This is a genomic window from Streptomyces sp. NPDC004111, assembly GCF_042874215.1.
GTDB lineage: Bacteria > Actinomycetota > Actinomycetes > Streptomycetales > Streptomycetaceae > Streptomyces.
On record NZ_JBIAMU010000004.1, the window covers coordinates 1 to 21,891 of the forward strand.

The 21,891-nt window shown below is 71.9% G+C and carries 26 protein-coding genes; 19 read left to right on the top strand and 7 right to left on the bottom strand.

The annotated features are described in order from the left end of the window. Positions 1–130 precede the first annotated feature (130 nt). The gene (locus tag ACFYVL_RS09670) at positions 131–934 is read right to left on the bottom strand and encodes a winged-helix domain-containing protein (protein WP_389242594.1); all 804 of its coding nucleotides are present in this window, start codon (positions 932–934) and stop codon (positions 131–133) included. Positions 935–1,474: 540 nt separating this feature from the next. Between ACFYVL_RS09670 and ACFYVL_RS09675 the strand changes: the two genes are divergently transcribed. The 7 genes from ACFYVL_RS09675 (at position 1,475) to ACFYVL_RS09705 (ending at position 6,203) form a co-directional block, all read left to right on the top strand. Then, a complete protein-coding gene (locus tag ACFYVL_RS09675) occupies positions 1,475–1,729 on the top strand; it encodes a MoaD/ThiS family protein (protein WP_389242596.1) in 255 nt (84 codons plus the stop codon). A gap of 7 nt (positions 1,730–1,736) precedes the next feature. Continuing rightward, positions 1,737–3,182: a hypothetical protein gene (locus ACFYVL_RS09680; protein WP_389242598.1), complete on the top strand. Its 1,446-nt coding sequence runs from the start codon at positions 1,737–1,739 to the stop codon at positions 3,180–3,182. Between the two features lie 83 nt (positions 3,183–3,265). Beyond that, positions 3,266–3,961 (top strand): DUF2993 domain-containing protein, encoded by a 696-nt coding sequence (locus ACFYVL_RS09685; protein WP_389242600.1) that lies wholly within the window; start codon positions 3,266–3,268, stop codon positions 3,959–3,961. Positions 3,962–4,143: 182 nt separating this feature from the next. Beyond that, the gene (locus tag ACFYVL_RS09690) at positions 4,144–4,230 is read left to right on the top strand and encodes a putative leader peptide (RefSeq protein ID WP_384346055.1); all 87 of its coding nucleotides are present in this window, start codon (positions 4,144–4,146) and stop codon (positions 4,228–4,230) included. A 168-nt stretch (positions 4,231–4,398) separates the two neighbouring features. Further along, entirely contained in the window at positions 4,399–5,238 is an 840-nt protein-coding gene (locus tag ACFYVL_RS09695) for a sulfurtransferase (protein ID WP_389242602.1), read from the top strand. Between the two features lie 46 nt (positions 5,239–5,284). Continuing rightward, positions 5,285–5,572, top strand: a complete 288-nt coding sequence (locus ACFYVL_RS09700; RefSeq protein WP_389242604.1) for a DUF1416 domain-containing protein — start codon at positions 5,285–5,287, stop codon at positions 5,570–5,572. Positions 5,573–5,840: 268 nt separating this feature from the next. Then, a complete protein-coding gene (locus ACFYVL_RS09705; RefSeq protein ID WP_389242606.1) occupies positions 5,841–6,203 on the top strand; it encodes a DsrE family protein in 363 nt (120 codons plus the stop codon). A 28-nt stretch (positions 6,204–6,231) separates the two neighbouring features. Here ACFYVL_RS09705 and ACFYVL_RS09710 read toward each other — a convergent pair whose 3' ends face one another. Next, positions 6,232–6,498 carry a DUF3099 domain-containing protein gene (locus ACFYVL_RS09710; protein ID WP_389242608.1) on the bottom strand — a complete coding sequence of 89 codons (267 nt, stop codon included), beginning with the start codon at positions 6,496–6,498 and terminating at the stop codon, positions 6,232–6,234. 274 nt (positions 6,499–6,772) lie between these two features. Between ACFYVL_RS09710 and ACFYVL_RS09715 the strand changes: the two genes are divergently transcribed. The 3 genes from ACFYVL_RS09715 to ACFYVL_RS09725 are packed head-to-tail and all read left to right on the top strand — an operon-like array spanning position 6,773 to position 8,841. Further along, positions 6,773–7,345: an FABP family protein gene (locus ACFYVL_RS09715; protein ID WP_389242610.1), complete on the top strand. Its 573-nt coding sequence runs from the start codon at positions 6,773–6,775 to the stop codon at positions 7,343–7,345. A 57-nt stretch (positions 7,346–7,402) separates the two neighbouring features. Beyond that, on the top strand, positions 7,403–7,840 hold the full coding sequence (locus ACFYVL_RS09720) for a Fur family transcriptional regulator (RefSeq protein WP_389242612.1): 438 nt from the start codon (positions 7,403–7,405) through the stop codon (positions 7,838–7,840). A gap of 35 nt (positions 7,841–7,875) precedes the next feature. Continuing rightward, on the top strand, positions 7,876–8,841 hold the full coding sequence (locus ACFYVL_RS09725; RefSeq protein ID WP_389242614.1) for a YgfZ/GcvT domain-containing protein: 966 nt from the start codon (positions 7,876–7,878) through the stop codon (positions 8,839–8,841). A 6-nt stretch (positions 8,842–8,847) separates the two neighbouring features. On the opposite strand, the gene ACFYVL_RS09730 is transcribed toward ACFYVL_RS09725, so the two are convergent. Together ACFYVL_RS09730 and dtd are read right to left on the bottom strand one after the other, a co-directional pair. After that, positions 8,848–9,579 carry a hypothetical protein gene (locus ACFYVL_RS09730; protein ID WP_389242616.1) on the bottom strand — a complete coding sequence of 244 codons (732 nt, stop codon included), beginning with the start codon at positions 9,577–9,579 and terminating at the stop codon, positions 8,848–8,850. Positions 9,580–9,625: 46 nt separating this feature from the next. After that, positions 9,626–10,051 carry a D-aminoacyl-tRNA deacylase gene (dtd, locus tag ACFYVL_RS09735; protein WP_389242618.1) on the bottom strand — a complete coding sequence of 142 codons (426 nt, stop codon included), beginning with the start codon at positions 10,049–10,051 and terminating at the stop codon, positions 9,626–9,628. Between the two features lie 138 nt (positions 10,052–10,189). Here dtd and ACFYVL_RS09740 point away from each other — a divergent pair, with 138 nt between their 5' ends. The 3 genes from ACFYVL_RS09740 to ACFYVL_RS09750 all read left to right on the top strand — a co-directional run bounded on the left by ACFYVL_RS09740 (position 10,190) and on the right by ACFYVL_RS09750 (position 13,253). After that, positions 10,190–10,807 carry an ABC transporter substrate-binding protein gene (locus ACFYVL_RS09740; RefSeq protein WP_389242620.1) on the top strand — a complete coding sequence of 206 codons (618 nt, stop codon included), beginning with the start codon at positions 10,190–10,192 and terminating at the stop codon, positions 10,805–10,807. A 79-nt stretch (positions 10,808–10,886) separates the two neighbouring features. Continuing rightward, positions 10,887–11,858, top strand: coding sequence for an asparaginase (locus tag ACFYVL_RS09745; protein ID WP_389242622.1), 972 nt, complete (start codon positions 10,887–10,889; stop codon positions 11,856–11,858). Between the two features lie 24 nt (positions 11,859–11,882). Then, positions 11,883–13,253, top strand: a complete 1,371-nt coding sequence (locus ACFYVL_RS09750) for a GNAT family N-acetyltransferase (protein WP_389242624.1) — start codon at positions 11,883–11,885, stop codon at positions 13,251–13,253. Between the two features lie 93 nt (positions 13,254–13,346). Here ACFYVL_RS09750 and ACFYVL_RS09755 read toward each other — a convergent pair whose 3' ends face one another. Next, a complete protein-coding gene (locus ACFYVL_RS09755) occupies positions 13,347–13,532 on the bottom strand; it encodes a hypothetical protein (RefSeq protein WP_389242626.1) in 186 nt (61 codons plus the stop codon). Positions 13,533–13,767: 235 nt separating this feature from the next. On the opposite strand from ACFYVL_RS09755, the gene ACFYVL_RS09760 reads away from it, so the two are divergent. Beyond that, positions 13,768–14,613 (top strand): winged helix-turn-helix domain-containing protein, encoded by an 846-nt coding sequence (locus tag ACFYVL_RS09760; protein WP_389242628.1) that lies wholly within the window; start codon positions 13,768–13,770, stop codon positions 14,611–14,613. 121 nt (positions 14,614–14,734) lie between these two features. On the opposite strand, the gene ACFYVL_RS09765 is transcribed toward ACFYVL_RS09760, so the two are convergent. Then, the gene (locus tag ACFYVL_RS09765; protein ID WP_389242630.1) at positions 14,735–14,932 is read right to left on the bottom strand and encodes a hypothetical protein; all 198 of its coding nucleotides are present in this window, start codon (positions 14,930–14,932) and stop codon (positions 14,735–14,737) included. Between the two features lie 203 nt (positions 14,933–15,135). Between ACFYVL_RS09765 and ACFYVL_RS09770 the strand changes: the two genes are divergently transcribed. The 5 genes from ACFYVL_RS09770 to ACFYVL_RS09790 all read left to right on the top strand — a co-directional run bounded on the left by ACFYVL_RS09770 (position 15,136) and on the right by ACFYVL_RS09790 (position 21,123). Beyond that, positions 15,136–15,999: a winged helix-turn-helix domain-containing protein gene (locus ACFYVL_RS09770; protein WP_389242632.1), complete on the top strand. Its 864-nt coding sequence runs from the start codon at positions 15,136–15,138 to the stop codon at positions 15,997–15,999. Continuing rightward, a complete protein-coding gene (locus ACFYVL_RS09775) occupies positions 15,999–16,826 on the top strand; it encodes an HAD family hydrolase (protein ID WP_389242634.1) in 828 nt (275 codons plus the stop codon). The genes ACFYVL_RS09770 and ACFYVL_RS09775 overlap by 1 nt, the downstream gene beginning before the upstream one ends. 331 nt (positions 16,827–17,157) lie before the next feature. Beyond that, positions 17,158–18,018: a GntR family transcriptional regulator gene (locus tag ACFYVL_RS09780; protein ID WP_389242636.1), complete on the top strand. Its 861-nt coding sequence runs from the start codon at positions 17,158–17,160 to the stop codon at positions 18,016–18,018. A 196-nt stretch (positions 18,019–18,214) separates the two neighbouring features. Continuing rightward, positions 18,215–20,491 carry a phosphotransferase family protein gene (locus tag ACFYVL_RS09785; RefSeq protein ID WP_389242638.1) on the top strand — a complete coding sequence of 759 codons (2,277 nt, stop codon included), beginning with the start codon at positions 18,215–18,217 and terminating at the stop codon, positions 20,489–20,491. Next, positions 20,488–21,123, top strand: coding sequence for a TetR family transcriptional regulator (locus ACFYVL_RS09790; RefSeq protein WP_389242640.1), 636 nt, complete (start codon positions 20,488–20,490; stop codon positions 21,121–21,123). Before ACFYVL_RS09785 ends, ACFYVL_RS09790 begins: the two co-directional genes overlap by 4 nt. A 25-nt stretch (positions 21,124–21,148) precedes the next feature. Here ACFYVL_RS09790 and ACFYVL_RS09795 read toward each other — a convergent pair whose 3' ends face one another. After that, on the bottom strand, positions 21,149–21,787 hold the full coding sequence (locus ACFYVL_RS09795) for a histidine phosphatase family protein (protein ID WP_389242642.1): 639 nt from the start codon (positions 21,785–21,787) through the stop codon (positions 21,149–21,151). Positions 21,788–21,891 lie beyond the last annotated feature (104 nt).

Genomic DNA, 21,891 nt, shown 5'->3' on the forward strand with positions numbered 1-21,891 from the left:
GCCCCCCCCCCCCCCCCCGCCCGGGGCGGGGGGGGGGCGGGCCCCGCCCCCCCCCCCCCCCCGCCCCCGCGCCCGCCCCCGCGCCCCCGGGGCGCCCCCCCCCCCCCCCCCCCCCCCGGGCCGGTGCCGCTCAGTCCGTCGTCGGGGCCTTCGCCGACCTGGCCACCGAGGCGGACGCGCGGGCCCGCGCCTTCTCGGCCTCCCGGCTGCCGTTCTTGCCGGCCGTGCCGCCCGCCTTGGCCTCCTCGGCCGCCCGGTCGCTCTTCTCCGGCACGACGAAGCGGTAGCCGACGTTGCGGACGGTGCCGATCAGCGACTCGTTCTCGACGCCGAGCTTGGCGCGCAGCCGCCGTACGTGCACGTCCACCGTGCGGGTGCCGCCGAAGTAGTCGTAGCCCCAGACCTCCTGGAGGAGCTGTGCCCGGGTGAACACCCGGCCCGGGTGCTGCGCCAGGTACTTCAGCAGCTCGAACTCCTTGAAGGTCAGGTCCAGGACCCGCCCCTTGAGCTTGGCGCTGTACGTCGCCTCGTCCACCGTCAGGTCGCCGTTGCGGATCTCGGTGGGGATGTCGTCGACGCCCAGGTGCTGGCGGCCGGTCGCCAGCCGCAGCCGCGCCTCGACCTCGGCCGGTCCCGCCGTGTCCAGGAGTACGTCGTCCACGCCCCAGTCCGCGGTGACGGCGGCCAGCCCGCCCTCGGTCACCACGAGGATCAGCGGACAGCCGGGCCCGGTGGAGCGCAGCAGCTGGCACAGCGAGCGCACCTGGGGGAGGTCGCGGCGGCCGTCGATGAGGATGGTGTCGGCACCCGGGGTGTCCACGAGTGCGGGGCCCGCGGCGGGGGCGACCCGCACGTTGTGCAGCAGCAGGCCGAGGGCGGGAAGCACCTCCGTCGACGGCTGGAGGGCGTTGGTGAGGAGCAGCAGGGAGCTCATCGCGCCCCACCTGCTCGCCCTGCCCGCTTCTTGCGCTGAGTCGTCGTTTTCGGTTGGTGCACGGTTCGCTCGCCCATAACGTCGGTTCCTCCTCGGTCCCTGCGAGGACGTTTACGGCACTGCTTCGTACTGCTCACTGCGTTCATTGCTAGGCGGCCGACCCCCGCGCCCCGGGGTCCGACCTGCCCGTTTTCCTGCTCTCTTGCCCTGTTCTTTCCGAGAGCTTTAGGTCTTCCGGAAAGCACAAAAGGACCCGGGGGCAGCGTTGCCCGAGTCCTCTGCCCAGCAGAATAGCCCAACCGGCGCAGCGTCCGGCCGTGCGCTTGGTCACGCCCGCACACCGGCGCATCACCCTCCGTACCGGCGGTAGGGGGCTGTCCGGGGAAGACGCCGGACGGCCGGGGACGAGCGGGCACGAGGGGCGCACGGAAGCACGCCGGGGCGTGGCCGGGGGGCGCGGTGACGGGGGCGGCGCCGTGTGGTCGACGGGACGGGGGCCCGGATGGCCCATCATGGACAGCTGACGAAAGGAGCGCCGCTATGGCAGCGGGCACCATCCGCTTTTGGGCGGCGGCCAAGGCCGCTGCCGGTACCGGCGAGGAGCCGTACGCGGCCGAGACGCTCGCCGAGGCGCTGGACGCGGTCCGCGCGCAGCACCCGGGGGAGCTGGTGCGCGTTCTCCAGCGGTGCTCGTTCCTGATCGACGGCGACCCCGTCGGGAGTCGTGACCACGGGACGGTACGGCTGGCCGAGGGCGGCACGGTCGAGGTGCTCCCGCCGTTCGCAGGAGGGTGACCGGACCATGAGCAGCAACCGGAACAGCGACAACCCGTATCCGTACGAGGGCGGTTCGTACGGGGACTCCTCGTACGGCACCCCCTCCTACGGGGACGCGTCCTACGGCGACCCGTCGTACGGGAATCCGCCCCACGGCGCCCCCTCCTACCCGGACGCGTCGTACGGCAGCACCTCCTACGGGGACGCCTCCTACGGAAACTCCTCCCACGGGAACTCCTCGTACGGCGCGGACGCCTCCCACGGACAGCAGCAGCCCCACCCGGAGCAGCGCTTCCCGGACGCCGGCGGGGCGGGCGGGGCGGGGCAGGCCGCCCACGACCCGTACCTCACGCAGAGCTGGCAGGGGCAGACCTGGGACACCCAGTACCAGCCGGTGCAGCGCCCGGCCGCGCAGGCCCAGCCGCAGCACCGGCCGCAGAATCCGGCCCAGCCGCAGCCGCAGCCGCAGTTCCCGCAGGCCGCCGCCGACACCGCCTATCTGCCGCCGCAGAACGGAGCGGCTCCCTCCGGTTCGTACCCGCTGCCGCCCGAGGTCCCCTCCCCGGCGCCCGCCGAGCCGGAGCCCGTGCACGGCGGGGCGGCCCCGCACCCCGCGGACGCCCAGCCCCACCACGCGGCACCGCAGGGCCGGGCCCCGCACGACACGGAGTCCGGGCCCGCCTACAGCTCGCCCGCGACCCGCGGCAACGTGCGGATCACCGACGCCCAGCGCGCCCGCGCCGAGGGCCGGTCGCCGATCATCGACCCCGGTTTCCAGCCGGCGCTGCTGACCGGCGTGCTCGGTGTGCTGATCGCGGTGGCGGCGCTCTTCGGGCAGTTCGCGGCCGTCGTGCCCGTGGTGCTGCTCCAGGCGGTCACCGCGGCGGGCTGGTTCCGGCTGAACGGCATGTGGCCCGCCCGGCAGGGCATCGCGCTCGCGTTCCTCGGCGGTCTGGTCGCGGACGTCGCGATCCTCGCCGTCGACACCGTGCACGCGCCCGCCGCGATCCTGGGCACGCTCGGCGTGTGGGTGCTGCTCACCGTCGTTCTGCACCTGCGCAACCGGATGCCCGCCGACGAGCGGATGTACGCCCTGACCGCGGGCGTCACCTCGGCCGCCCTGGCCGTGGTCGCCTCCGGGTTCCTGGCGGCCGACGGCAAGGCCGCGACGGTCGGCGGCGCGGCGGTCGCCGCGGCCACCGTCGCGCGTGCGCTGCCGCTGCCCACCCCGGCCTCGCTGGCCGTCGCCCTGCTCGCCGCGACGGGTGCGGGCATCGCGGCAGGCGGGGCCACCGGGCTCGGCGGCGGCGGAGCGGTGATCGGCCTCGGGGCGGGGGTGTGCGCGCTGGTCGGGCTGCGGGTGGCGGCGTACGACTACCCCTCGAAGTTCGTGCACATGACCGCCGGGGTGGCGCTGCCGCTCGCGGCGGCGGCCCCCGTCGTCTACATGCTGGGCCGGGCCTTCGCCTGATCCGGTCCACGATTGGTGTGGACCTCACCGGTTAGGCTCACCGTCAGTACGGGGCCAACGAACGCGGGTGGGGGAAACACCGAATGCGCGCACTTCGCATACTGCTGATTCTGGGCGTGATCCTCGGCGGCATCTTCGTCGCCGTGGACCGCCTCGCGGTCAACTACGCCGAGTCCGAGGTGGCGGCCAAGGTCCGCACCAGCCAGGGACTCTCGGGCGAGCCGCAGATCGACATCAAGGGCTTCCCCTTCCTCACCCAGATCCTCTCCAAGGAGCTCGACCAGGTCGACGTCACGATCGACGGCGTCGAGGCCAACGCGGACGGCAAGCGGCTGCGGCTCGGCCGGATGACCGCCGAGCTGCACGACGTGGTGCTCTCCGGAAACTTCTCCTCCGCCACCGCCACCAGCGCCTCCGGCACCGCGACGATCAGCTACGCGGACCTGACGCGCGCGGCGGGCGACAAGGACGTCAAGGTCGGCTACGGCCAGAACGGCAAGGTCAAGGTGACCGGCACGGTCTCCGTGCTGGGCCGGGAGATCTCCCGCAGCGTGCTGTCCACGGTGACCCTCAGGGACGGCGGCAGGGCGATCTCGGTGCGCGCCGACGAGGTCCCCGGGCAGGGCATCCCCGGCATCGAGGGCATGATCCGCAAGAAGACCGACTTCGTCCGGCAGATCGGCGGCCTGCCGAACGGCCTCAAGCTGGACAAGGTCACCCCGACCGAGTCCGGCGTGGAGATCGGTGTCACCGGCACCAATGTCCGGCTGGCCGGATAGCGGGACCTGGCCGGATAGCGAGACGGAGCCGTCCAGTCCGCAGGACAGGGCGCCGCGGCAGCGGTACGGGGGGCCGGGACCACTGTCCCGGCCCCTTCTTTCGTCCCACTTGGCGGACGATCTCGTCTCGACATATGACACACCGGTGACATGCCCGCCCGTACGTCCCTACGATCGGACCCATGCAGCAGCGACAGGCGGATCTCACGAAGCGGCGGGCAGTAGACCTGTGCCGCGTCGCCGCCATGCTCTGTCGCCGCGCCGCCTGAGCGGGATCCCGGACGGGCCGAGTGCCCGAACTCCCGCTTCCCCAGGGCGATTTGCGCCCTCACTCCGCATTTTCCGTGCCGCGAGAACGCCGTACCCACGGCCCCGCCGCCGTACCCCGGACACCCCCGCGCACAGCCCCGCCGCAACTGCCCCGGAGGAGAAACACCATGAGCCGCAGCGACGTACTGGTAGACGCAGACTGGGTCGAGGCCCACTTGGACGACCCGAAGGTTGCCGTCGTCGAGGTCGACGAGGACACCGCCGCGTACGAGAAGAACCACATCCGCAACGCGATCCGGATCGACTGGACCAAGGACCTCCAGGACCCGGTCCGCCGCGACTTCATCGACCAGGCCGGCTTCGAGAAGCTGCTGTCCGAGAAGGGCATCGGCAACGACACCACCGTCGTCCTCTACGGTGGCAACAACAACTGGTTCGCCTCCTACGCCTTCTGGTACTTCAAGCTCTACGGCCACGGCGACGTCCGCCTCCTCGACGGCGGCCGCAAGAAGTGGGAGCTGGACTCCCGCGACCTGGTCGCCGAGGTCCCGTCCCGCCCGGCCACCTCGTACAAGGCCCAGCCGCAGGACGAGTCGATCCGCGCCTACCGCGACGACGTCGTCAAGGCGATCAACACCCAGAACCTGGTCGACGTCCGCTCGCCCGACGAGTTCAGCGGCAAGCTGCTCGCCCCGGCGCACCTCCCGCAGGAGCAGTCGCAGCGCCCCGGCCACGTGCCCAGCGCCCGCAACATCCCGTGGTCGAAGAACGCCAACGACGACGGCACCTTCAAGTCCGACGAGGAGCTCAAGGCCCTCTACGAGGCCGAGCAGGTCGATCTGGCGAAGGACACCATCGCGTACTGCCGCATCGGTGAGCGCTCGGCCCTGACCTGGTTCGTGCTGCACGAGCTGCTCGGTGTCGAGAACGTCAAGAACTACGACGGCTCGTGGACCGAGTACGGCTCCCTGGTCGGCGTCCCGATCGAGCTCGGCGCCAACAAGTAAGCACGGCTCAGCCGAACAGACCACTTCACCCCAAGGAGTCACGCACATGTGTGGAGCGAAGGCCGGCGGCCCCGACGCCTCGACCATCAAGCCCGGTGAGACCACCATCCAGGGCAGCGTCACCAAGAACGGCGAGCCGGTGACGGGCTACGTCCGTCTCCTGGACTCGACCGGCGAGTTCACGGCCGAGGTCCCCACCTCCGCCACCGGCCAGTTCCGCTTCTACGCGGCGGAGGGCACCTGGACGGTGCGCGCGCTGGTCCCGGGCGGCACGGCGGACCGTACGGTCGTCGCGCAGACCGGCGGTCTGGCGGAGGTCGCCATCGCGGTCTGACCTTGACGCACCCCTCGCGCCGCTCGGCGCCGGGGGCGCCTCCCGGGCCTCGGGCCGCCGCGCCGGACCTTGTCCGCCGGTGCCGGTGCGGCGCCCGGGTCCCGAACCGGCCGGAGGGCCGCACCCGCAGGGGGTTGGACGCCATACCTGTGACGAGGGTGCGGCCCTCCGGTCCGTTCCCTCACGTGCCCCTCGCGCCGGACTCCGGCCGCCGGGGCCACCCGGTGGTGGTCCGTCCCTTCCCCCTCCTGGCCCTTAGGGTTCCCGTATGTCGAAGAAGCTCGTGATCAAGGTGACCGCGGGGGCCGACGCCCCGGAGCGGTGCTCGCAGGCGTTCACCGTGGCGGCGGTGGCGGTGGCCAGCGGGGTCGAGGTGTCGCTCTGGCTGACCGGGGAGTCGTCCTGGTTCGCGGTGCCGGGGAAGGCGGCGGAGTTCGAGCTGCCGCACGCCGCGCCACTGCCCGACCTGATCGACTCGGTCCTCGCGGGCGGCCGGATCACCCTGTGCACCCAGTGCGCGGCCCGCCGGGAGATCACCGAGGACGGCGTACTGGACGGCGTGCGGATCGCCGGTGCCCAGGTGTTCGTCAGCGAGATCATGGGCGACGGCGTGCAGGCACTCGTCTACTAGCTCCGGGACCCCGCGGCGCGGCGGGCGGTCACGAACGGTCCCGCTTGCCGCGGCCGTCCAGCTCGTCCCACCAGTCGTCCGACCGCTCGTCCCCGGTCGTGTCGTCCCACCAGCGGTCCTCGGGCCCCTTGCGGTTGGCGACCATCGCCGCGAACGGCGGAATCAGTGCCGCGACCACACACATGCCCACCGCCACCGGCACCGACCACAGCCGGACCAGGGCGCACGCACTGACGAACAGGAACAGGCACGTCCCCATCATCAGGAAGTAGCCGCGTCGGCGACGTGCGTACATACCTCCACCGTACGGCGGCGGGCCCCGCGCGACGAACCTCACCGAGAGCGCCCGGCCCATGCCGACTAAGCTGAGGCCCGGTCCACCACTCACACCTCGATCCTCGCAAGGAGCACCACGTGCTTGAGGCCTTCTTCTCCGCCCTGCTGGTCCTGGTCTGCGTCGGCGTCCTCGCCTTCGCCGGTCTGACCGTGAAGAAGCTCTACCAGGGCCAGCGCTAGCCAGTACCGGGCAGCGAGCCGCCACCCCTCCACACAGATCGCCTGAGCCACTCATGATCGAGATCCCGTCCGACCTGCACCCGGACCTCGTCCCCCTCGTCTTCCTCCTCGGGAAGTGGACGGGCGCGGGCGTCACCGACTTCCCCGGCCAGGAGAAGGCCAACTTCGGCCAGGAAGTCACCTTCAGCCACGACGGCCGCGACTTCCTGGAGTACGTCTCGCACTCCTGGATCCTCGACGCCGAGGGCAACAAGGTGAAGCCCCTGGAGACCGAGTCCGGCTTCTGGCGCATCGACAAGGACCGCAAGGTCGAGGTCGTCATGACCCGCGACAGCGGTGTCGTCGAGATCTGGTACGGCGAGCTGGCGGCCCAGAAGCCGCAGATCGACCTGGTCACCGACGCCGTCGCGCGGACCGCCGCCTCCGGCCCGTACACCGGCGGAAAGCGCCTGTACGGGTACGTGAAGAGCGACCTGATGTGGGTCGGCGAGAAGGCCACCCCCGAGGTCGAGCTGCGCCCCTACATGTCGGCGCACCTGAAGAAGACCGTCACCCCCGAGGAGGTCGAGGCCATGGCGAAGAACCTGCCCGACCTGCCGGACGACGGCATCGCCTTCTTCCGCTGAGCCGCACGGGCCGCACGAGTACGGACGGACGCTCGCCGCGCTGCCTAGACTGGCGGTGTGGTGAGCACCGACTGGAAAAGTGACCTGCGGCAGCGCGGCTACCGGCTGACCCCGCAGCGGCAGCTCGTGCTGGAGGCCGTGGACGCGCTGGAGCACGGTACGCCCGACGAGATCCTCGCCGAGGTGCGCAGGACCGCGTCCGGGGTCAACATCTCGACCGTCTACCGCACCCTGGAACTGCTCGAAGAGCTGGGCCTGGTCAGCCATGCCCATCTGGGGCACGGCGCGCCGACCTACCACCTCGCCGACCGGCACCACCATCTGCACCTGGTGTGCCGGGACTGCTCCGACGTCATCGAGGCGGACGTCGAGGTGGCCGGGGACTTCATCGCGAAGCTGCGCGGCGAGTTCGGCTTCGAGACCGATATGAAGCACTTCGCGATCTTCGGGGTGTGCGCCGCCTGCACGGCGAAGAAGGGGACGGACGCCGGATAGCCGGCGGACCGCGGGCGAGTCGTAGGCTGGGGACCATGACGAGTCCCCTGCTTGCCCTGCCCGGAGCCGTTCCCGCCGAGGGGCGCGACGAAGGAGTCGCCGCGCACTACGGCGACCTGTTCCGGGAACAGCGCGCGCTCGCGGACGGCTCCGGCTTCGTCGACCTCTCGCACCGGGGCGTCATCGGCGTCAGCGGCGCCGACCGGCTCAGCTGGCTGCACCTGCTGATCACCCAGCACGTGACGGAGCTGCCCGCGGGCCGGGCCACCGAGGCCCTCGTACTGACCGCCAACGGCCACGTCGAGCACGCGCTCTACCTGGTCGACGACGGCGAGACCACCTGGGTGCACGTCGAACCGGGTACGCAGAGCGACCTGATCGCGTACCTGGAGAGCATGAAGTTCTTCTACCGCGTCGAAGTCGCGGACCGCACCGAGGAGTTCGCGGTCGTCTGGCTGCCCGCCGGTTCCATCGCCGAGGTGCCCGCCGGGGTCGTCGTACGGGAGACCGCCCACGGCCGGGACCTCTTCCTGCCGCGCGCGGACCTGGAGAAGTTCGCCGCCGGGCACGGACCCGCGATCGGGGTGCTCGCGTACGAGGCGCTGCGCGTCGAGGGCCACCGCCCCCGCCTCGGCTTCGAGACCGACCACCGCACCATCCCGCACGAGCTGGGCTGGATCGGCAGCGCCGTACACCTCCAGAAGGGCTGCTACCGGGGCCAGGAGACCGTCGCCCGGGTCCAGAACCTCGGCAAGCCGCCGCGCCGGCTGGTCTTCCTGCACCTGGACGGCAGCGAGGTGCACCTGCCGCCGACCGGAACCCCGATCCGGCTGGCCGCGGACGGCGCGGAGGGCCGCCAGATCGGCTTCGTGACCACCTCCGCCCGCCACCACGAGCTGGGCCCCATCGCCCTCGCCCTGGTCAAGCGGAACGTGGCCGTGGACGCGGAACTGCTGGCGGGGGACACGGCGGCGGCACAGGAAGTGGTCGTCGAGCCGTAGGGCGCGCTACACCTCCGGCGGGCGGTTCAGCTTCTGGTACTGGCGCTGGAGGAACTCCGTCACGCCGTCGGGGCCCAGCGTCGGCCTCTGGTCGGGCAGCCCGCCCGAGAGGGTCACCTCGATGACGGTGAGAGTGGTGAGGTTGCCGGCGCGGGCGGCGTTCACCTCGTGCACGAGGTGCGGGTCGCGGCTGTCGGCGGGAACCATGTCCAGGGCGAAGCGGCGGCTCTCCTCCCCGGCGCGCAGCCCGTCGAGATGCTGCACCGTCACCTCGTAACGCCGGTTCATCGGCCCGACGGCCGGGAACGGCTTGCAGGTCAGGGCCTTTTCGAGCTGTTCCATCGCCTTCTTGGCGCCGCCGGGCCGGTAGGAGCCCAAGGTCAGTGCCGTCGGGCGTACGTCGCCGGGGTCCAACCAGAACGAGGCGTGCACCGAGCGGACGGCGTCGAAGTCGCCGCGCCCGATCGTGTCCAGCAGCGGGGCGCAGGCCTTCTCCTCGGTGCGCCAGAGCAGCTGGCCGGAGTTCTCCGTCATCATCGGGGTGGAGACGCGGAACTTGGCCGTCTCCTTGGTGTCCAGGACCGCGTCCCGGAGCGTGCTCTCGCCCAGCGGCTCGGGCGACTGCGTCAGCGGTGGCGGATCGGCGGCGCAGGCGCTCGCCCCCACGGTCAGCGCGAGCACGCAGGCGAGGTGTCCGGCAGTGCGGAAACTGGTACGGAAAAGCGCGCGCTCGCGCATCGAACGGAACCCCCAAGCCGTGCGTGCCGCCCCCGTCGGACGGTTGTCAGACCTCGATCAATACCGTGAACGGACCGTGGTTCGTCAAGGAAACCCGCATGTCCGCACCGAACCTGCCCGTCTCCACCGTCGCCCCCAGCTTCCGCAGCTGCGCCACCACCTCGTCGACCAGCGGCTCGGCGACGTCGCCGGGGGCCGCGGCGTTCCAGGTGGGGCGGCGGCCCTTGCGGGCGTCCCCGTACAGGGTGAATTGAGAAATGACGAGAAGAGGTGCATTTACGTCGGAGCAGGACTTCTCGCCTTCGAGGATCCGCACCGACCACAGCTTGCGCGCCAGCTGTGCCGCCTTCTCCGGGGTGTCCTCGTGGGTCACTCCCACCAGGACACACAGGCCCTCGCCGACGACTTCGCCGACCGTTTCGCCGCCGACGACGACACTCGCGCCGTCCACTCTCTGCACCACAGCTCGCATGGGGACCATGATGCCCTTCCCCCGCGACCTGCCCCGTACAAGGGCCATACGGGTGCAGTGTGCCTGCATTGATACGGGTAGGAGTGGCACGATGCGGGGCAAGGCGGTGCGCCGCACCGTTCGAGGGGACGGAAATTCATGAGCACTTCTGGCACCGGGCGAGGGTCCGGTCCCGTACCGATGCAAATGTCACCCACGGCGGAGGCGGTCCGGGCACCCGCGCCACGTACCGCGCACAGCGCGTACGGCGGGGACGCACCGGTACTCCCGCCGCACTCCCGGCCCGACCTCTCCGCGCTCGGGCTGCCCCGGCTGCGGAGCCTGCGCAAGGACGCCCAGCGGGACGAGGCCGACCTCAGCTACGTACGGCGGCTGCTGCACGGCCGGATCGACATCCTCCGCGCCGAGCTGGGCCGGCGGGGCGAACCGCAGTCGCCGGTGGTCGAGCGGCTCTCCGAGATCCTCGCCGACAGCCCCTCGCAGCACCGGTCCTCCGCCCGGCACGTGACGCTGTCGACACCGCGCAACGAGGAGTACCGGCGGCTGGCCGGAGACATGCTCGCGGAGGTCGAGCTGTCCGACCTCGACGCCCGGACGGACGAAGAGCTGCACGCGGGTATGCGCCGCCTCATCGGCTATGAGCAGCAGGTTTCCCGGCAGCGGCAGCAGCTCCAGCGCACCGCCGACGATTGCAGCGCGGAGATCGCCCGCAGGTACCGTGAAGGCGAAGCACAAGTAGACGATCTGCTCCACTGAGGTCCGCTCCCGCGATCCGGGCCGGTTCCCGGTACGGGCGGATCCCCGTTCGCGATCCGTCCGGAAGGCCCAGTCGACGATGACCTCCACCAGCACCACCGCAGCGCCCGGCATACCTCCGGTTCTCGCCGAAGTCGTCCGATCCGGCTTCGTCGAGGGCCATCACCGGGGCTCGCTGGTCATCCTGGCGGCGGACGGCGGCGTGGAGCTCGCCGTGGGCGACGTGACCACTCCCGTCTTCCCCCGCTCCAGCAACAAGCCCATGCAGGCCGCGGCCCTTCTGCGGGCCGGTCTCGACCTCTCCGGGGAGCGCCTGGCGCTGGCCGCCGCGAGCCACTCGGGCGAGAGCTTCCACCTCGACCTCGTACGCAAGATGCTCAGCGAGCACGGGCTGACCGAGGCCGACCTCCAGACGCCGCCCGACCTGCCGCTGGACCCCGTGGAGGCCGAGTCGTACCTGGCGGCGGGCCACGTCCGCGAGCGGGTCACCATGAACTGCTCCGGCAAGCACGCCGCGATGATCGCCGCCTGCCGGGCGAACGGCTGGGACACCGCCGGTTACCTGGACCCGGCGCACCCCCTCCAGCAGCTGGTCCTGGAGTGCGTGGAGCGGGCCAGCGGCGAGCAGGTCAGTGCCGTCGGCACGGACGGCTGCGGCGCCCCGCTGATGGCGGTCTCCCTCACCGGTCTCGCCCGCGCCTTCCGCCACTTCGTGCTCGCCGAGCCCGGCTCCCCGGAGCGCCGGGTGGCGGACGCCATGCGGGCCCACCCGGAGTACGTGGCGGGCACCCGCCGCCCCGACACCTGGCTGATGACCGAGGTGCCGGGCGTGCTGTCGAAGATGGGTGCCGAGGCGGTGCAGGCGGTGGCGCTGCCGGACGGCCGGGCCCTCGCCTTCAAGATCGACGACGGGGCGGGACGGGCGCTGGGACCCGTCCTGGCCAGGGCGCTCGCGGTGCTCGGTGTGACGGGCGACGTGGTGGACCGGATCGGTGCGGCGCCGCTGTTCGGGGGCCCGGCGAGGGTCGGCGAAATCCGGGCGACATTCTGAACGGGGTGTGTTTAGCGTGGGCGCATGAGTGCCCACGCCGCCCCTGCTCCCGCCCCCGACTCCGACCCCGCGCACACCGCAGCCCCGCCCGCCCCGGACGCCGGGTCCGTCGAGGTGCGGACCCTCACCGAGGCCGACTACCCGGGCTGGGCGCGGGCCAACAACACCGGCTTCCTGCTGACCGCCCAGTACAGCGAGGAGGACCTCGCGCTGCGGCTGTCGCGCACCGTCCTGGAGCGGGCCCGCGGCGCCTTCGACGCGGGCAGGTGCGTGGCGACGTACCGCTCCTTCCCGCAGCAGCTCACCGTGCCCGGCGGGCGCATCGTGCAGGCGAGCGCGGTCTCCAGCGTGACCGTGACGCCCACGCACCGGCGGCGCGGGCTGCTCAGCCGGATGATCCGGGCGGACCTGGCGGAGTCCAGGGAGCGCGGCGAGGTGGTCTCGACGCTGATCGCGGCCGAGTACCCGATCTACGGGCGGTACGGCTTCGGCCACGCGACCTCGCTCGCCTCCTGGGAGATCGACACGCACCGCACCGGGCTCGACCGGCGGTGGGCGGCGCCCGAGTGCGGCGGCCGGATCGACCTGGTCGACGCGGCGGACGTCCGCAAGACGGGCCCCGAGCTGCACGAGCGGTTCCGGGCCGGGCAGCACGGCGCGATCGACCGGAGCGCCGCCTGGTGGGAGAACCGGACCGGGCTGACGTCGTACTCCTTCGAGCCGTACAAGCCCGCCTTCCACGCGGTCTACCGGGCGCCCGAGTCGGCCGGCGGCGAGGTGGAGGGCCTGGTCGTCTACCGGGCCGACGACAACTGGGGCGACGCCAAGCAGCCGTTGAACACGGTGAGCGTCAGCGATCTGATCGCGACCACCCCGGCGGCGGAGCGGGCGCTGTGGCGGTTCCTGTGCTCGATCGACTGGGTGGCGAAGGTACGGACCGGCTACCGGGCGCCGGACGACCTGCTGCCGGACCTGCTGCCCGACCCGAGGGCGGCCAGGGTGGTCTCGTCGGCGGACTGGCTGTGGGTGCGGGTGCTGGACGTCGTACGGGCGCTGGAGGCGCGGACGTACGCGGAGGCGGACGGGTTCGCCGGGGCCGGTGGGGCGGCCGGGGAGCGGACGGTGGTGCTGGAGGTGGCGGACCGGCTGCGGCTGGCCGGGGGCCGGTTCCGGCTCTCGGTGTCGCCGGACGGTGAAGCCCGCTGCGTGCCCACCGAGGAGGAGCCCGAACTGAAGCTGGACGTGCGGGAGTTGGGGGCGCTGTACCTGGGTGGCCGGTCGGCGGCGCGGATGGTGGCGCTGGGCCTGGTCGAGGAGGTGCGGCCGGGGACGGCGGTCCGGGTGGACGCGCTGTTCCGGACCGCGCGCGAGCCCTGGTGCCCGGACATCTTCTGAGTTCTTGGCAGGAGTTGGCGGAGCGTCGGCGGTCCCTGGTTCCTCCTCCCGGGCCTGCGGCCCGGAGGGGTGTGCGGGGCCGCCGCGCTCCGGTCAGTTGAAGGCGGACTGGCCGAGGATCACGAGGGCGATGGAACCGACGCCCAGGCAGAAGGTGTTCTTCGTCTTGACGCCGACGGTGAGGAAACCGACCGCTGCGACACCGAGGAGTCCGAAGCGTCCCTCGATCATTTCGCCGACGAAGTAGGCGCCAAGAGTGAGGAGTGCGACGAGAGGCATGGTGATCACTCCTTGGAGATGAGGATGGTAAATCTGTTACCAACAGGCGGCTGGTGGTTCGAAGTTGAGCCATCTACTCCGACTTGGCAGCCAACTCTTCAAGGTTGTCCCCATGACTCAAGAACTTTTAACCAGGTGCGCAGACAACTCCCTTTAGATGTCGTGAAGTTGTAGTGTTTTGGTTGTGACCAGAGCTGGCGCTGCCGTGAACGGTCGGAAAAGGTCGCACCGAGAGGTGGCCGACGAGCTGCGGGCCCGGATCAGGGCCAAGCAGCTGCGACCGGGTGACCGCATGCCCACCCAGGCCCAGCTGGCCGAGGAGTTCGGGGTCGAGCGGGGCGCGGTCCGGCAGGCGCTGCGCATCCTCCAGGAGGAGCGGCTGCTGGTGAACGTCACCAAGGGGTCGCCCGCGACGATCGCCGACGACGCGCCCGCCGCCCTCGCCCCGCGTGCCGCCCCGCCCCAGCCCACGATGGTCGCGCTGGGCTCGCGGATCACGGAGGCGTTCCGCGCCCCGCACGTGGAGATCGACGCGCTGTGCCTGACGGCGGTGTCGCTGACGCTGGGGTTCGGGGAGGCGCTGCGGCTGATCCACGAGGGGCACGTGCGGCCGGCCCGGGTGAGCGTGCGGGTGCTGCTGCCGAGCCGGGACATCGACCTGGCGTTCCCGACCCCGGTGGCCGACGGCAGCGACGAGCGGCTGCACCGGCGCTGGCTGGCGCAGCGCAACGCCCAGGGGCAGGTGCTGCGGCACAACCTCCGCAACCTGCGGCGCACGCACGGCATCGACGTGGACGTCACCTTCCGCGCGCTGCCGTTCACGCCCCCGGTGAAGCTCTACCTGCTCAACGGCAGCGAGGCGCTGTTCGCGTACTACATGATCACCAAGCAGCAGGAGCAGTTCGACGACCAGGAGCAGCTGGAGATGTACGACACGGTGGGCACGCGGTCGATGCTCTTCCCGTTCTCGCAGCGGACGGGCGGCCGGCGGGACGGCACGTTCGTCGAGCAGTCGCAGCTGTGGTTCGACTCGATCTGGAACACGATCAGCCAGGACCTGACGCTGACGGCGGGGCTCTGAACGACGCGGCTTCGGCGGGGGCGCGGCTTCGGGAAAGGCGCCCTCGGCCGGGACGCGGCTCAGGGAAGGGCGCGGCTCCAGGGGGGCAGGGGGCACGGCTCCAGGAGGGGTGCGGCTCGGTTCAGCCGCGCACCCCGTAGGGTCCGAACACCTGGAGGGCCACTACGGTGACGCCGACCCCCGCGCACGCGGGGCTCTTCGCCTTGGCCCCGATGGCGATCAGCAGGATGCCGATGGCGCCGGGAGCCCCGTACCGCCATTCCACGAACTTCTCGAATCCCAGCACGAACAAGGTGGAGAGCAACAGCAGGACAGGCACGGGTCCCTCCCTCGGGGCGTGAGTGGCGTGTGAGTGGGGCGGGGCGGCGGGGAGGCGACGCTGCCCCTGCCAGGCTGGCCAACTGCCAACCAACTACACTGAAGTTGTCCCCACTTGGTCGCGATCCATAAACAACTTGCAAACAACTCCCGCTAGATGGCTGCGAGTTGTAGCTTTGGGGTGTGAGTCAGGAGAGCAACGCCATGAACGACAGAAAGCGCTCGCCCAACGAAGTGGCCGACACCCTGCGCGAACGCATCCGCAAGGGAGAGCTGAAGGCCGGCGACCACATGCCGACCCAGTCGAAGTTGGCCGAGGAGTTCTGCGTGGAGCGGGGCGTCGTCCGCCAGGCGCTGCGCATCCTGCACGGCGAGGGACTGCTCACCGAGGCGAGACGGGGAGCCCCGGCCCGGGTGGCGGAGAAGTCCCCCCTAGCGGCGGGCGGGGACCCGACGCGGGGCCAGCCGCAGCCGACGGTGAGCGCCCTGGGCCCGCGGATCGCGCACGCCCTGGCGGCCGAGGACGTGTGCATCGACGCGCTCAGCCTGACGGCGGAGTCCCTGATGCTGGCCCTGTCGGAACCGCTGCGGCTGATCCACGAGAACCGCGTCAAGCCGAGGAGCATCACGACCCGGATCCTGCTCCCCGCCCGGAACATCGAGCTGGCCTTCCCCAAGGGCCTGGAGGACGAGTCCAAGCTCGTCCACCAGCGCTGGCTGACCCAGCGCAACGCCCAGGGCCAGGTGCTGCGGCACAACCTCCTCAACCTCCGCCGCTCGCACGGCATCGAGGTCGACGTGCAGTTCCGCGCGCTCCCCTTCACCCCGCCGGTCAAGCTGTACGTGCTCAACCGGGCCGAGGCCCTCTTCGCTTACTACGCGGTCGCCAAGCGGGAGGAGGAGATCGAGGACACCAATCTGGAGATGTACGACGCGCTGGGCACGGAGTCGGTGCTCTTCGGCTTCGACAGCAGGCTCGGCCCGCGCGACGAGGCGTTCGTCGAGCAATCAGCACAATGGTTCGACGCACTCTGGAACACGATCACCTCGCCCCTCACACTCGGCTAGTGACCCCAAAAACCAGTGACCTGACCACGGACCTGACCACGGACCCGGTCTCCGAACCGGTTGCGGAGCCCACCGCGGACCCGGCCGCGGGCCCGGCCACCCACGCGAACGCCGACTTCGGACAGGTGGCGCCGGCGCTTGAGCGGGCGGCGCACGCGATCACCGGCGCCAGCTGCGTGCTCTTCGACTTCGACGGCCCGATCTGCGGACTCTTCGCCGGTCACCGGGCACCCCACATCGCCGAGAGGCTGATCGGCTGGCTCACCGAGCGGGGAATCGTGGTCCCGCTCGCCGAGGCGGAGCGGCGGGATCCGCACGCGGTGCTCAGAGCCGTCGGCTCCCTGCACCCCGAGGACAGTGCCGTCGTACGGGGACTCGAACAGGCGCTGACCGAGGAGGAGCTGCACGCCACCGCGTCCGCGGCGCCGACCCCGTACGTGGACGAACTGATCCGCCGGTGGTCGGCGCGCGGCGTCCCGCTGGCCGTCGCCACCAACAACTCCCCGCTGGCGGTGACCCGTTACGTGGAGCGGCGCGGCCTGGCGGAGTGCTTCGACCGCCATGTGTACGGCCGCACCACCGACCTCGCGCGCCTCAAGCCGGACCCCGACTGCCTCAACCGTGCCCTGCGCGCCCTGGGCGCCGACCCCGCGAAGTCCCTGATGATCGGCGACACCCCCTCGGACCTGTACGCGGCACAGCGGGCGGGCGTCGCCTTCCTCGGCTACGCGAAGGACGAGTACCGGGTGGCGCGGCTGCGCCGGGCGGGGGCGGAGACGGTGGTGGACACGCTGGCGGAGGTGCTCGGACTGGTGGAGCGGGGCTGAGCGGACCGGTCGGCGGCCGGGTGGGCGGGCCGTGGGAAGCCACCGGTCCGCATTGGACTGGTCAGCGTGGCTTCCTGTTCAGCAGGTAGACGCCGGTGAACAGCCCGAGGGCGAAGATCTGACCCTCGTAGGACTGGGAGAAGGAGTCGGCCAGAAGGCTGAGAAGTTGCATGAGATCGGATCCCTCCCGTGGCAATCTGCCTGCCAATTGGACTGATTGGCTTGGAAGGGTGGTTCCCGTGCCGTCAGATCCACTAACGCGAGCATGCCAACTTTCCCTCGTTGCCGCGCAATTGGAGTGATCTGGCTCTGGGAGAGGTACGTTCTGGGCATGACGAGTGCGCCCGGGGGTGACATAGGGGGAGACGCGTTCCGCCGTGTCGCGGAGGCGCTGCGACTGGCCATGTCGGACGGCACGTACACGGTGGGCTCGCTGCTGCCTCCGCAACGGGAGCTGGCCGAGCGGTACGACGTCTCGCGGGACACCATCCAGCGGGTGTTCCGGGAACTCGTCAGCGAGGGCTGGATCGAAACCAGGCAGGGCAGCGGCACCAAGGTCGTCAAGGTGCAGCGCATCCATTCGGCGGGGACGGGCCCGGGGCTGCTGCAGACCGTGGTGGGGCAGGCGTTCGACGCCGAGGAGGTCGCGCTCGACGTCTTCAGCCTCACCTCCCAGACCCTGAGTACCCACATGTCCACCCAGGCGCTGAGGGTGCGGGAGAAGCGGATCAGCCCCCGCCGCATCGCCCTGCGGCTGCTGCTCCCCGACGAGCAGATGCCGATGCCCTACCCGAAGCTCAAGGGCGGTGAGTCCGACGCGCGGCTCGCCCGGCGCATGCACGAACTCAGCGACCTGCACAGCAAGGTGATCAAGGGGGCCCTGAGCGATCTCCGCCGGGACCGGCTCGTGCCTGAGGTGTCCGTCGACATCCGCCGGGTCCCGCTCGCCCCGCACAGCAAGCTCTACCTCTTCAACCGGGCCATCGCCCTCCAGGGCTTCTACAAGCTGGTCAAGCGGGACATCCAGCTGGAGGACGGCACGGAGCTGGACACCATCGACGTGCTCGGCCTGCGGGCGCCGCTGTTCAGCTACGCCCGGGACGCCGACCCGCACTCGACGGGCTCCCGGTTCGTCGAGGAGTCGCAGGAGTGGTTCGACTCCGTCTGGGACCTGCTCGCGGAGCCGGACTGACGGTCCGCGCCGCTGTTCGCCGTACGCGCGGCTGACTCTCGGCCGCCCGTGCCATGCCAAGGGCACCGGTTCGGCGCCCTGACGCGCACACCCCCGCCATCGCGCGGACTCGACGCGCTCCGGTGGTGCTCTGCCACTAATCTGGCCGCCCCTGATGTCGTTGCTGATGTCACTGTGCAATCTGCGGGAGCGGTGTGTGGATGGTTTCCCGACGGCCGTACTCGACGCGCGCGGGCCGGGCGCGGTACGGACACTCGTACCGGAGGGCGGTGCGGCGTCCGTGTACGAGTCCTTCGTGTCGAAGGCGACCCTGCACGGCGAGATGACCCGGGGCTTCCACCACCACAACTTCCTGGTGCCGCTCACCGGGCCGATGGCCCGCGTGGTGGGCCAGCCGACGGGCACCCCGGTCACCGTGCGGCTGCGGGCGCCCGACGTACTGCCGGTGGTCGTGCGGACCTGGCAGGACGAGTCCCAGGTGCTCGACGCCCTCAAGGGCGCGCTGCTGAACGTGCCGCAGTGCCTGGCCAGGAACGCGGAGTCCGCCGTGCTCAGCTACGTCGAGGGCGTCCCGCTCTCCAGCGTCTGCCAGAACGGCAAGCCGGTCGACTCCCTGCTGATCGAGGGACTCGCCGAACTGCTGGCGGAGATGGTCGTCGTACGCCGGGACGACCTGCCCCCGCTGCCCGCCGACTGGCCGCGCGACGGGGACACCCGGTCGTTCCTGCGCCACCTCGCACTGCTCATCGACCGGGACGTCAGGCAGGCCAACTGGACCGAGTTCGGCACCCTGTTCAGGGCGCTGGACATCCCCGACGACGCGATGCCGGCGTTCGCGGAGCGGGTGCCGCGGATGACCCGGCGTCCGTTCAGCCTGCTCCACACCGATCTGCACCGGGACAACGTGATCTTCTCGTACCACGGTGCTCCGCCGCTGATCTGCGTCGACTGGGAGCTCGCCAGCTTCGGCGACCCGCTGCACGACCTGGCCACCCACCTCGTGCGGATGAAGTACCCGGCGGACCAGGTGGCCGAGGTGCGGCTGGCCTGGGCGGGCGCCATGCGGCGGATCAGGCCCGAGGCCGCGGCCGGGATGGAACGGGACCTGGGCCACTACCTCGACTTCGAACGCGCCCAGTCCGTCTACCCCGACGTCATGCGGGCGGCGCGCTCGCTGGGCGCCGAGCGGGAGCCGGTGGGGCTGAAGGACGCGGCGCGGGCGGTGCGCGGCGCGCTGCTCGCGGCGTCCGGGCCGCTGCGGCTGGCCCGGGTGGCGGAACTGCCCGCGATCGCGGAGATGCTGCGCCGCTGGCACGCGGCCCGCACCCGCCGCAACGGCCTCGCCGGGCAGGGTCCGTCCGCGGTCCGCTGGGTGAGCTGCGGCGCCATCTCCGAGCAGGCCGTCGACGAGGTGCTGGTGGCGGAGCGGGAGGCGGCCGGGGAGCAGGTGCTGAAGGGCACCGGGCACCGCAACACCGTCGTACGGGAGGGGGGCCGGTCCGTCGTCGTACGCCGGCGGCTGCCCTCCGCCACCCGCCGGGAGCGCCGCTTCAACGACGAGTCCATCGTGCTGGCGGCGCTGGGCCAGACGGACGGCGTCCGGGCGCCCCGGGTGCTGGCCCGGGGGGAGAGCGTGCCCGCGGGACCGTTCGTCGTGCACTCCTACGGAGGCTTGGACGGCCGGCCGCCCGAGCACCCGGTGGACGGGCTGCTGCGGCACGAGGCGGACGACCTGGTGGACCAGCTGGCCGCGCTGACCCGGGTCGACGTGGGCCCGCTGATGCCGCGCCTGGAGCCCGGCGGCTTCTACCACTGGCTCGCCGACCAGCTGGTGGACCTCGTGGGCCGGCTCCCCGACAAGTCGCTGCGGCTGGCCGGGGAGCTGGGGCTGCCCTCGGCGGCCGGACTCCGGGAGATCCTGGACCGCCGCACGGTCACCCCGCGCGCCCCCGTCCTGCTGCACGGCGACCTGAACCCGTGGAACCTGGTCCGCGCCGGACGGCCCGGCCAACTCGCCCTGATCGACTGGGAGATGGCGGTGGTCGGCGACCCGCTCTACGACCTGGTGCGCCACCTCCACCTCACCCCGCACAGCACTGCCGTCCGCAAGCGCATGCTGAAGCGCTGGCGGCGGGTCCTGGACCCGCGGTACACCGTGGGCTGGGAGCGCGACGTCCGGGCCTACCGCCGGATCGAGCTGGTCCGCTCCGCGTACATCGACCTCGACCGGCTGGTCACGGGCACGGAGCTGGACGCGCCGAACGTGCAGCGCGCCGTGGACTCGTACGCGATGACGCTGAGCACGGTCACCGAGATGCTGGGGCTGCGCCATCCGCGGGTGGCCAACCCCTACCTCGCGGTGGCCCTGGTCCGCCGGGACCAGGAGGACCGGCCGCCCGGCGGGGCGGGCGGGTCCGACCTGCCTAGGATGGCCGTCCGGTGCGTCCCAGGTGGGCAGGGGTTGAGTTCGTGAGTGAGTCCGGTGCGGCTGCGGGACAGGCCCCCGGCCTGCGGGAGCTGAAGAAGCGGCGGACCTACGCCGCGATCTCCGAGGCCGCGATCGGGCTCTTCCTGGAGCGGGGGTTCGACGCGGTGTCCGTGGCCGAGGTGGCGGCTGCTGCCGAGGTCTCCAAGCCGACGCTGTTCCGCTACTTCCCGGCCAAGGAGGACCTCGCGCTGCACCGGTTCGCCGACCACGAGGACGAGTCGGCACGGGTGGTGACCGCGGGCGGCCGGGCGGGGGTCGGCGCGCTCGACGCCCTGGAGCGGCACCTGCGGGAGCGGCTGGCCGCGCGGGACCCGATCACCGGCCTCTGCGACGACCCCCGGGTGCTCGCCTACCAGCGGCTGCTGTACGGGACGCCGAGCCTGGTGGCGCGGCTGTTCGTGTACACGCGGCGGTCCGAGGCCGCGTTGAGCGACGCGCTCGGCGGGGACCTGCGGGCGCAGCTCGCCGCCGGGCAGATCGTGGTCGTCCTGCGGACCCTCGCCGAGCGGAACTGGCGGCGGATCGAGGAGGGCGAGAGCGCCGACGAGGTGGAGGCGGCGGCCGTGGCGGCGGCGGAGCTGGCCTTCGGGCAGCTCAGGGGCGGGCTGGGGCTGTAGGGCGGCGGGTTCGGCGCGGGCCGGGTCAGATGTGCAGTTCCGGCGGGAAGCCCGTCCAGCGCAGTTCGGCGGGGAGGTGGCCGGTGTCGTTGAAGAGGAGCACCGTGTCCGGGCGGCCGGGCGCGTAACGGATCACGGTGAGCGCCGCGTTGGCGAAGTTGAGGCCGAGCCAGCGCCAGTCGGGGGCGTCCAGGGCGGCGCGTACGAGGTGGGCGGCGAGGAAGTTGTGGGTGACGAGCAGCTCGTGCCGGGGCTCGCTGCCGTCGACCGGGCCCGTGTACGCGCGTACCGCCTGTTCGGCGAGGCGGGTGCCCCGGGCGCGTTCGTCGGCGGGGACGGCCGCGACGAAGTCGAGGTAGCGGTCGGCGTCGATGCCGTCGGGGAAGTCCTCCCGTACCGGCTCGTACGGTACGTAGTCCCCGGCGTGCTCCGCCGCCCGCGGCGCCGCGTCGGCGGGCAGCCGGTCCAGCTGCTCCGCGACGAGCCGGGCGGTCTGCGTGGTGCGGGCGAGCGGGCCGTGGTGCACGGCGGAGAAGGGCACGTCGCGCAGCCGCCTGCCGAGGAGCGCGGCCTGCCGGCGGCCCGCTCCGGTGAGGGCGGTCTCGTCGTCGGTGGCCTCGGCGTGCCGGGCTATGTACAGGTAGCGGGGCTGGGGCGTGTCCATGGCGGGCAGGGTAGCCGACGCCGAACCCCGGCCGGTCGGTGAGGACGGGCCGGGGCGAGGGGGGAGAACGGTGGCGGGGGAGGAGTGGGCGGTCCGGGGGACGG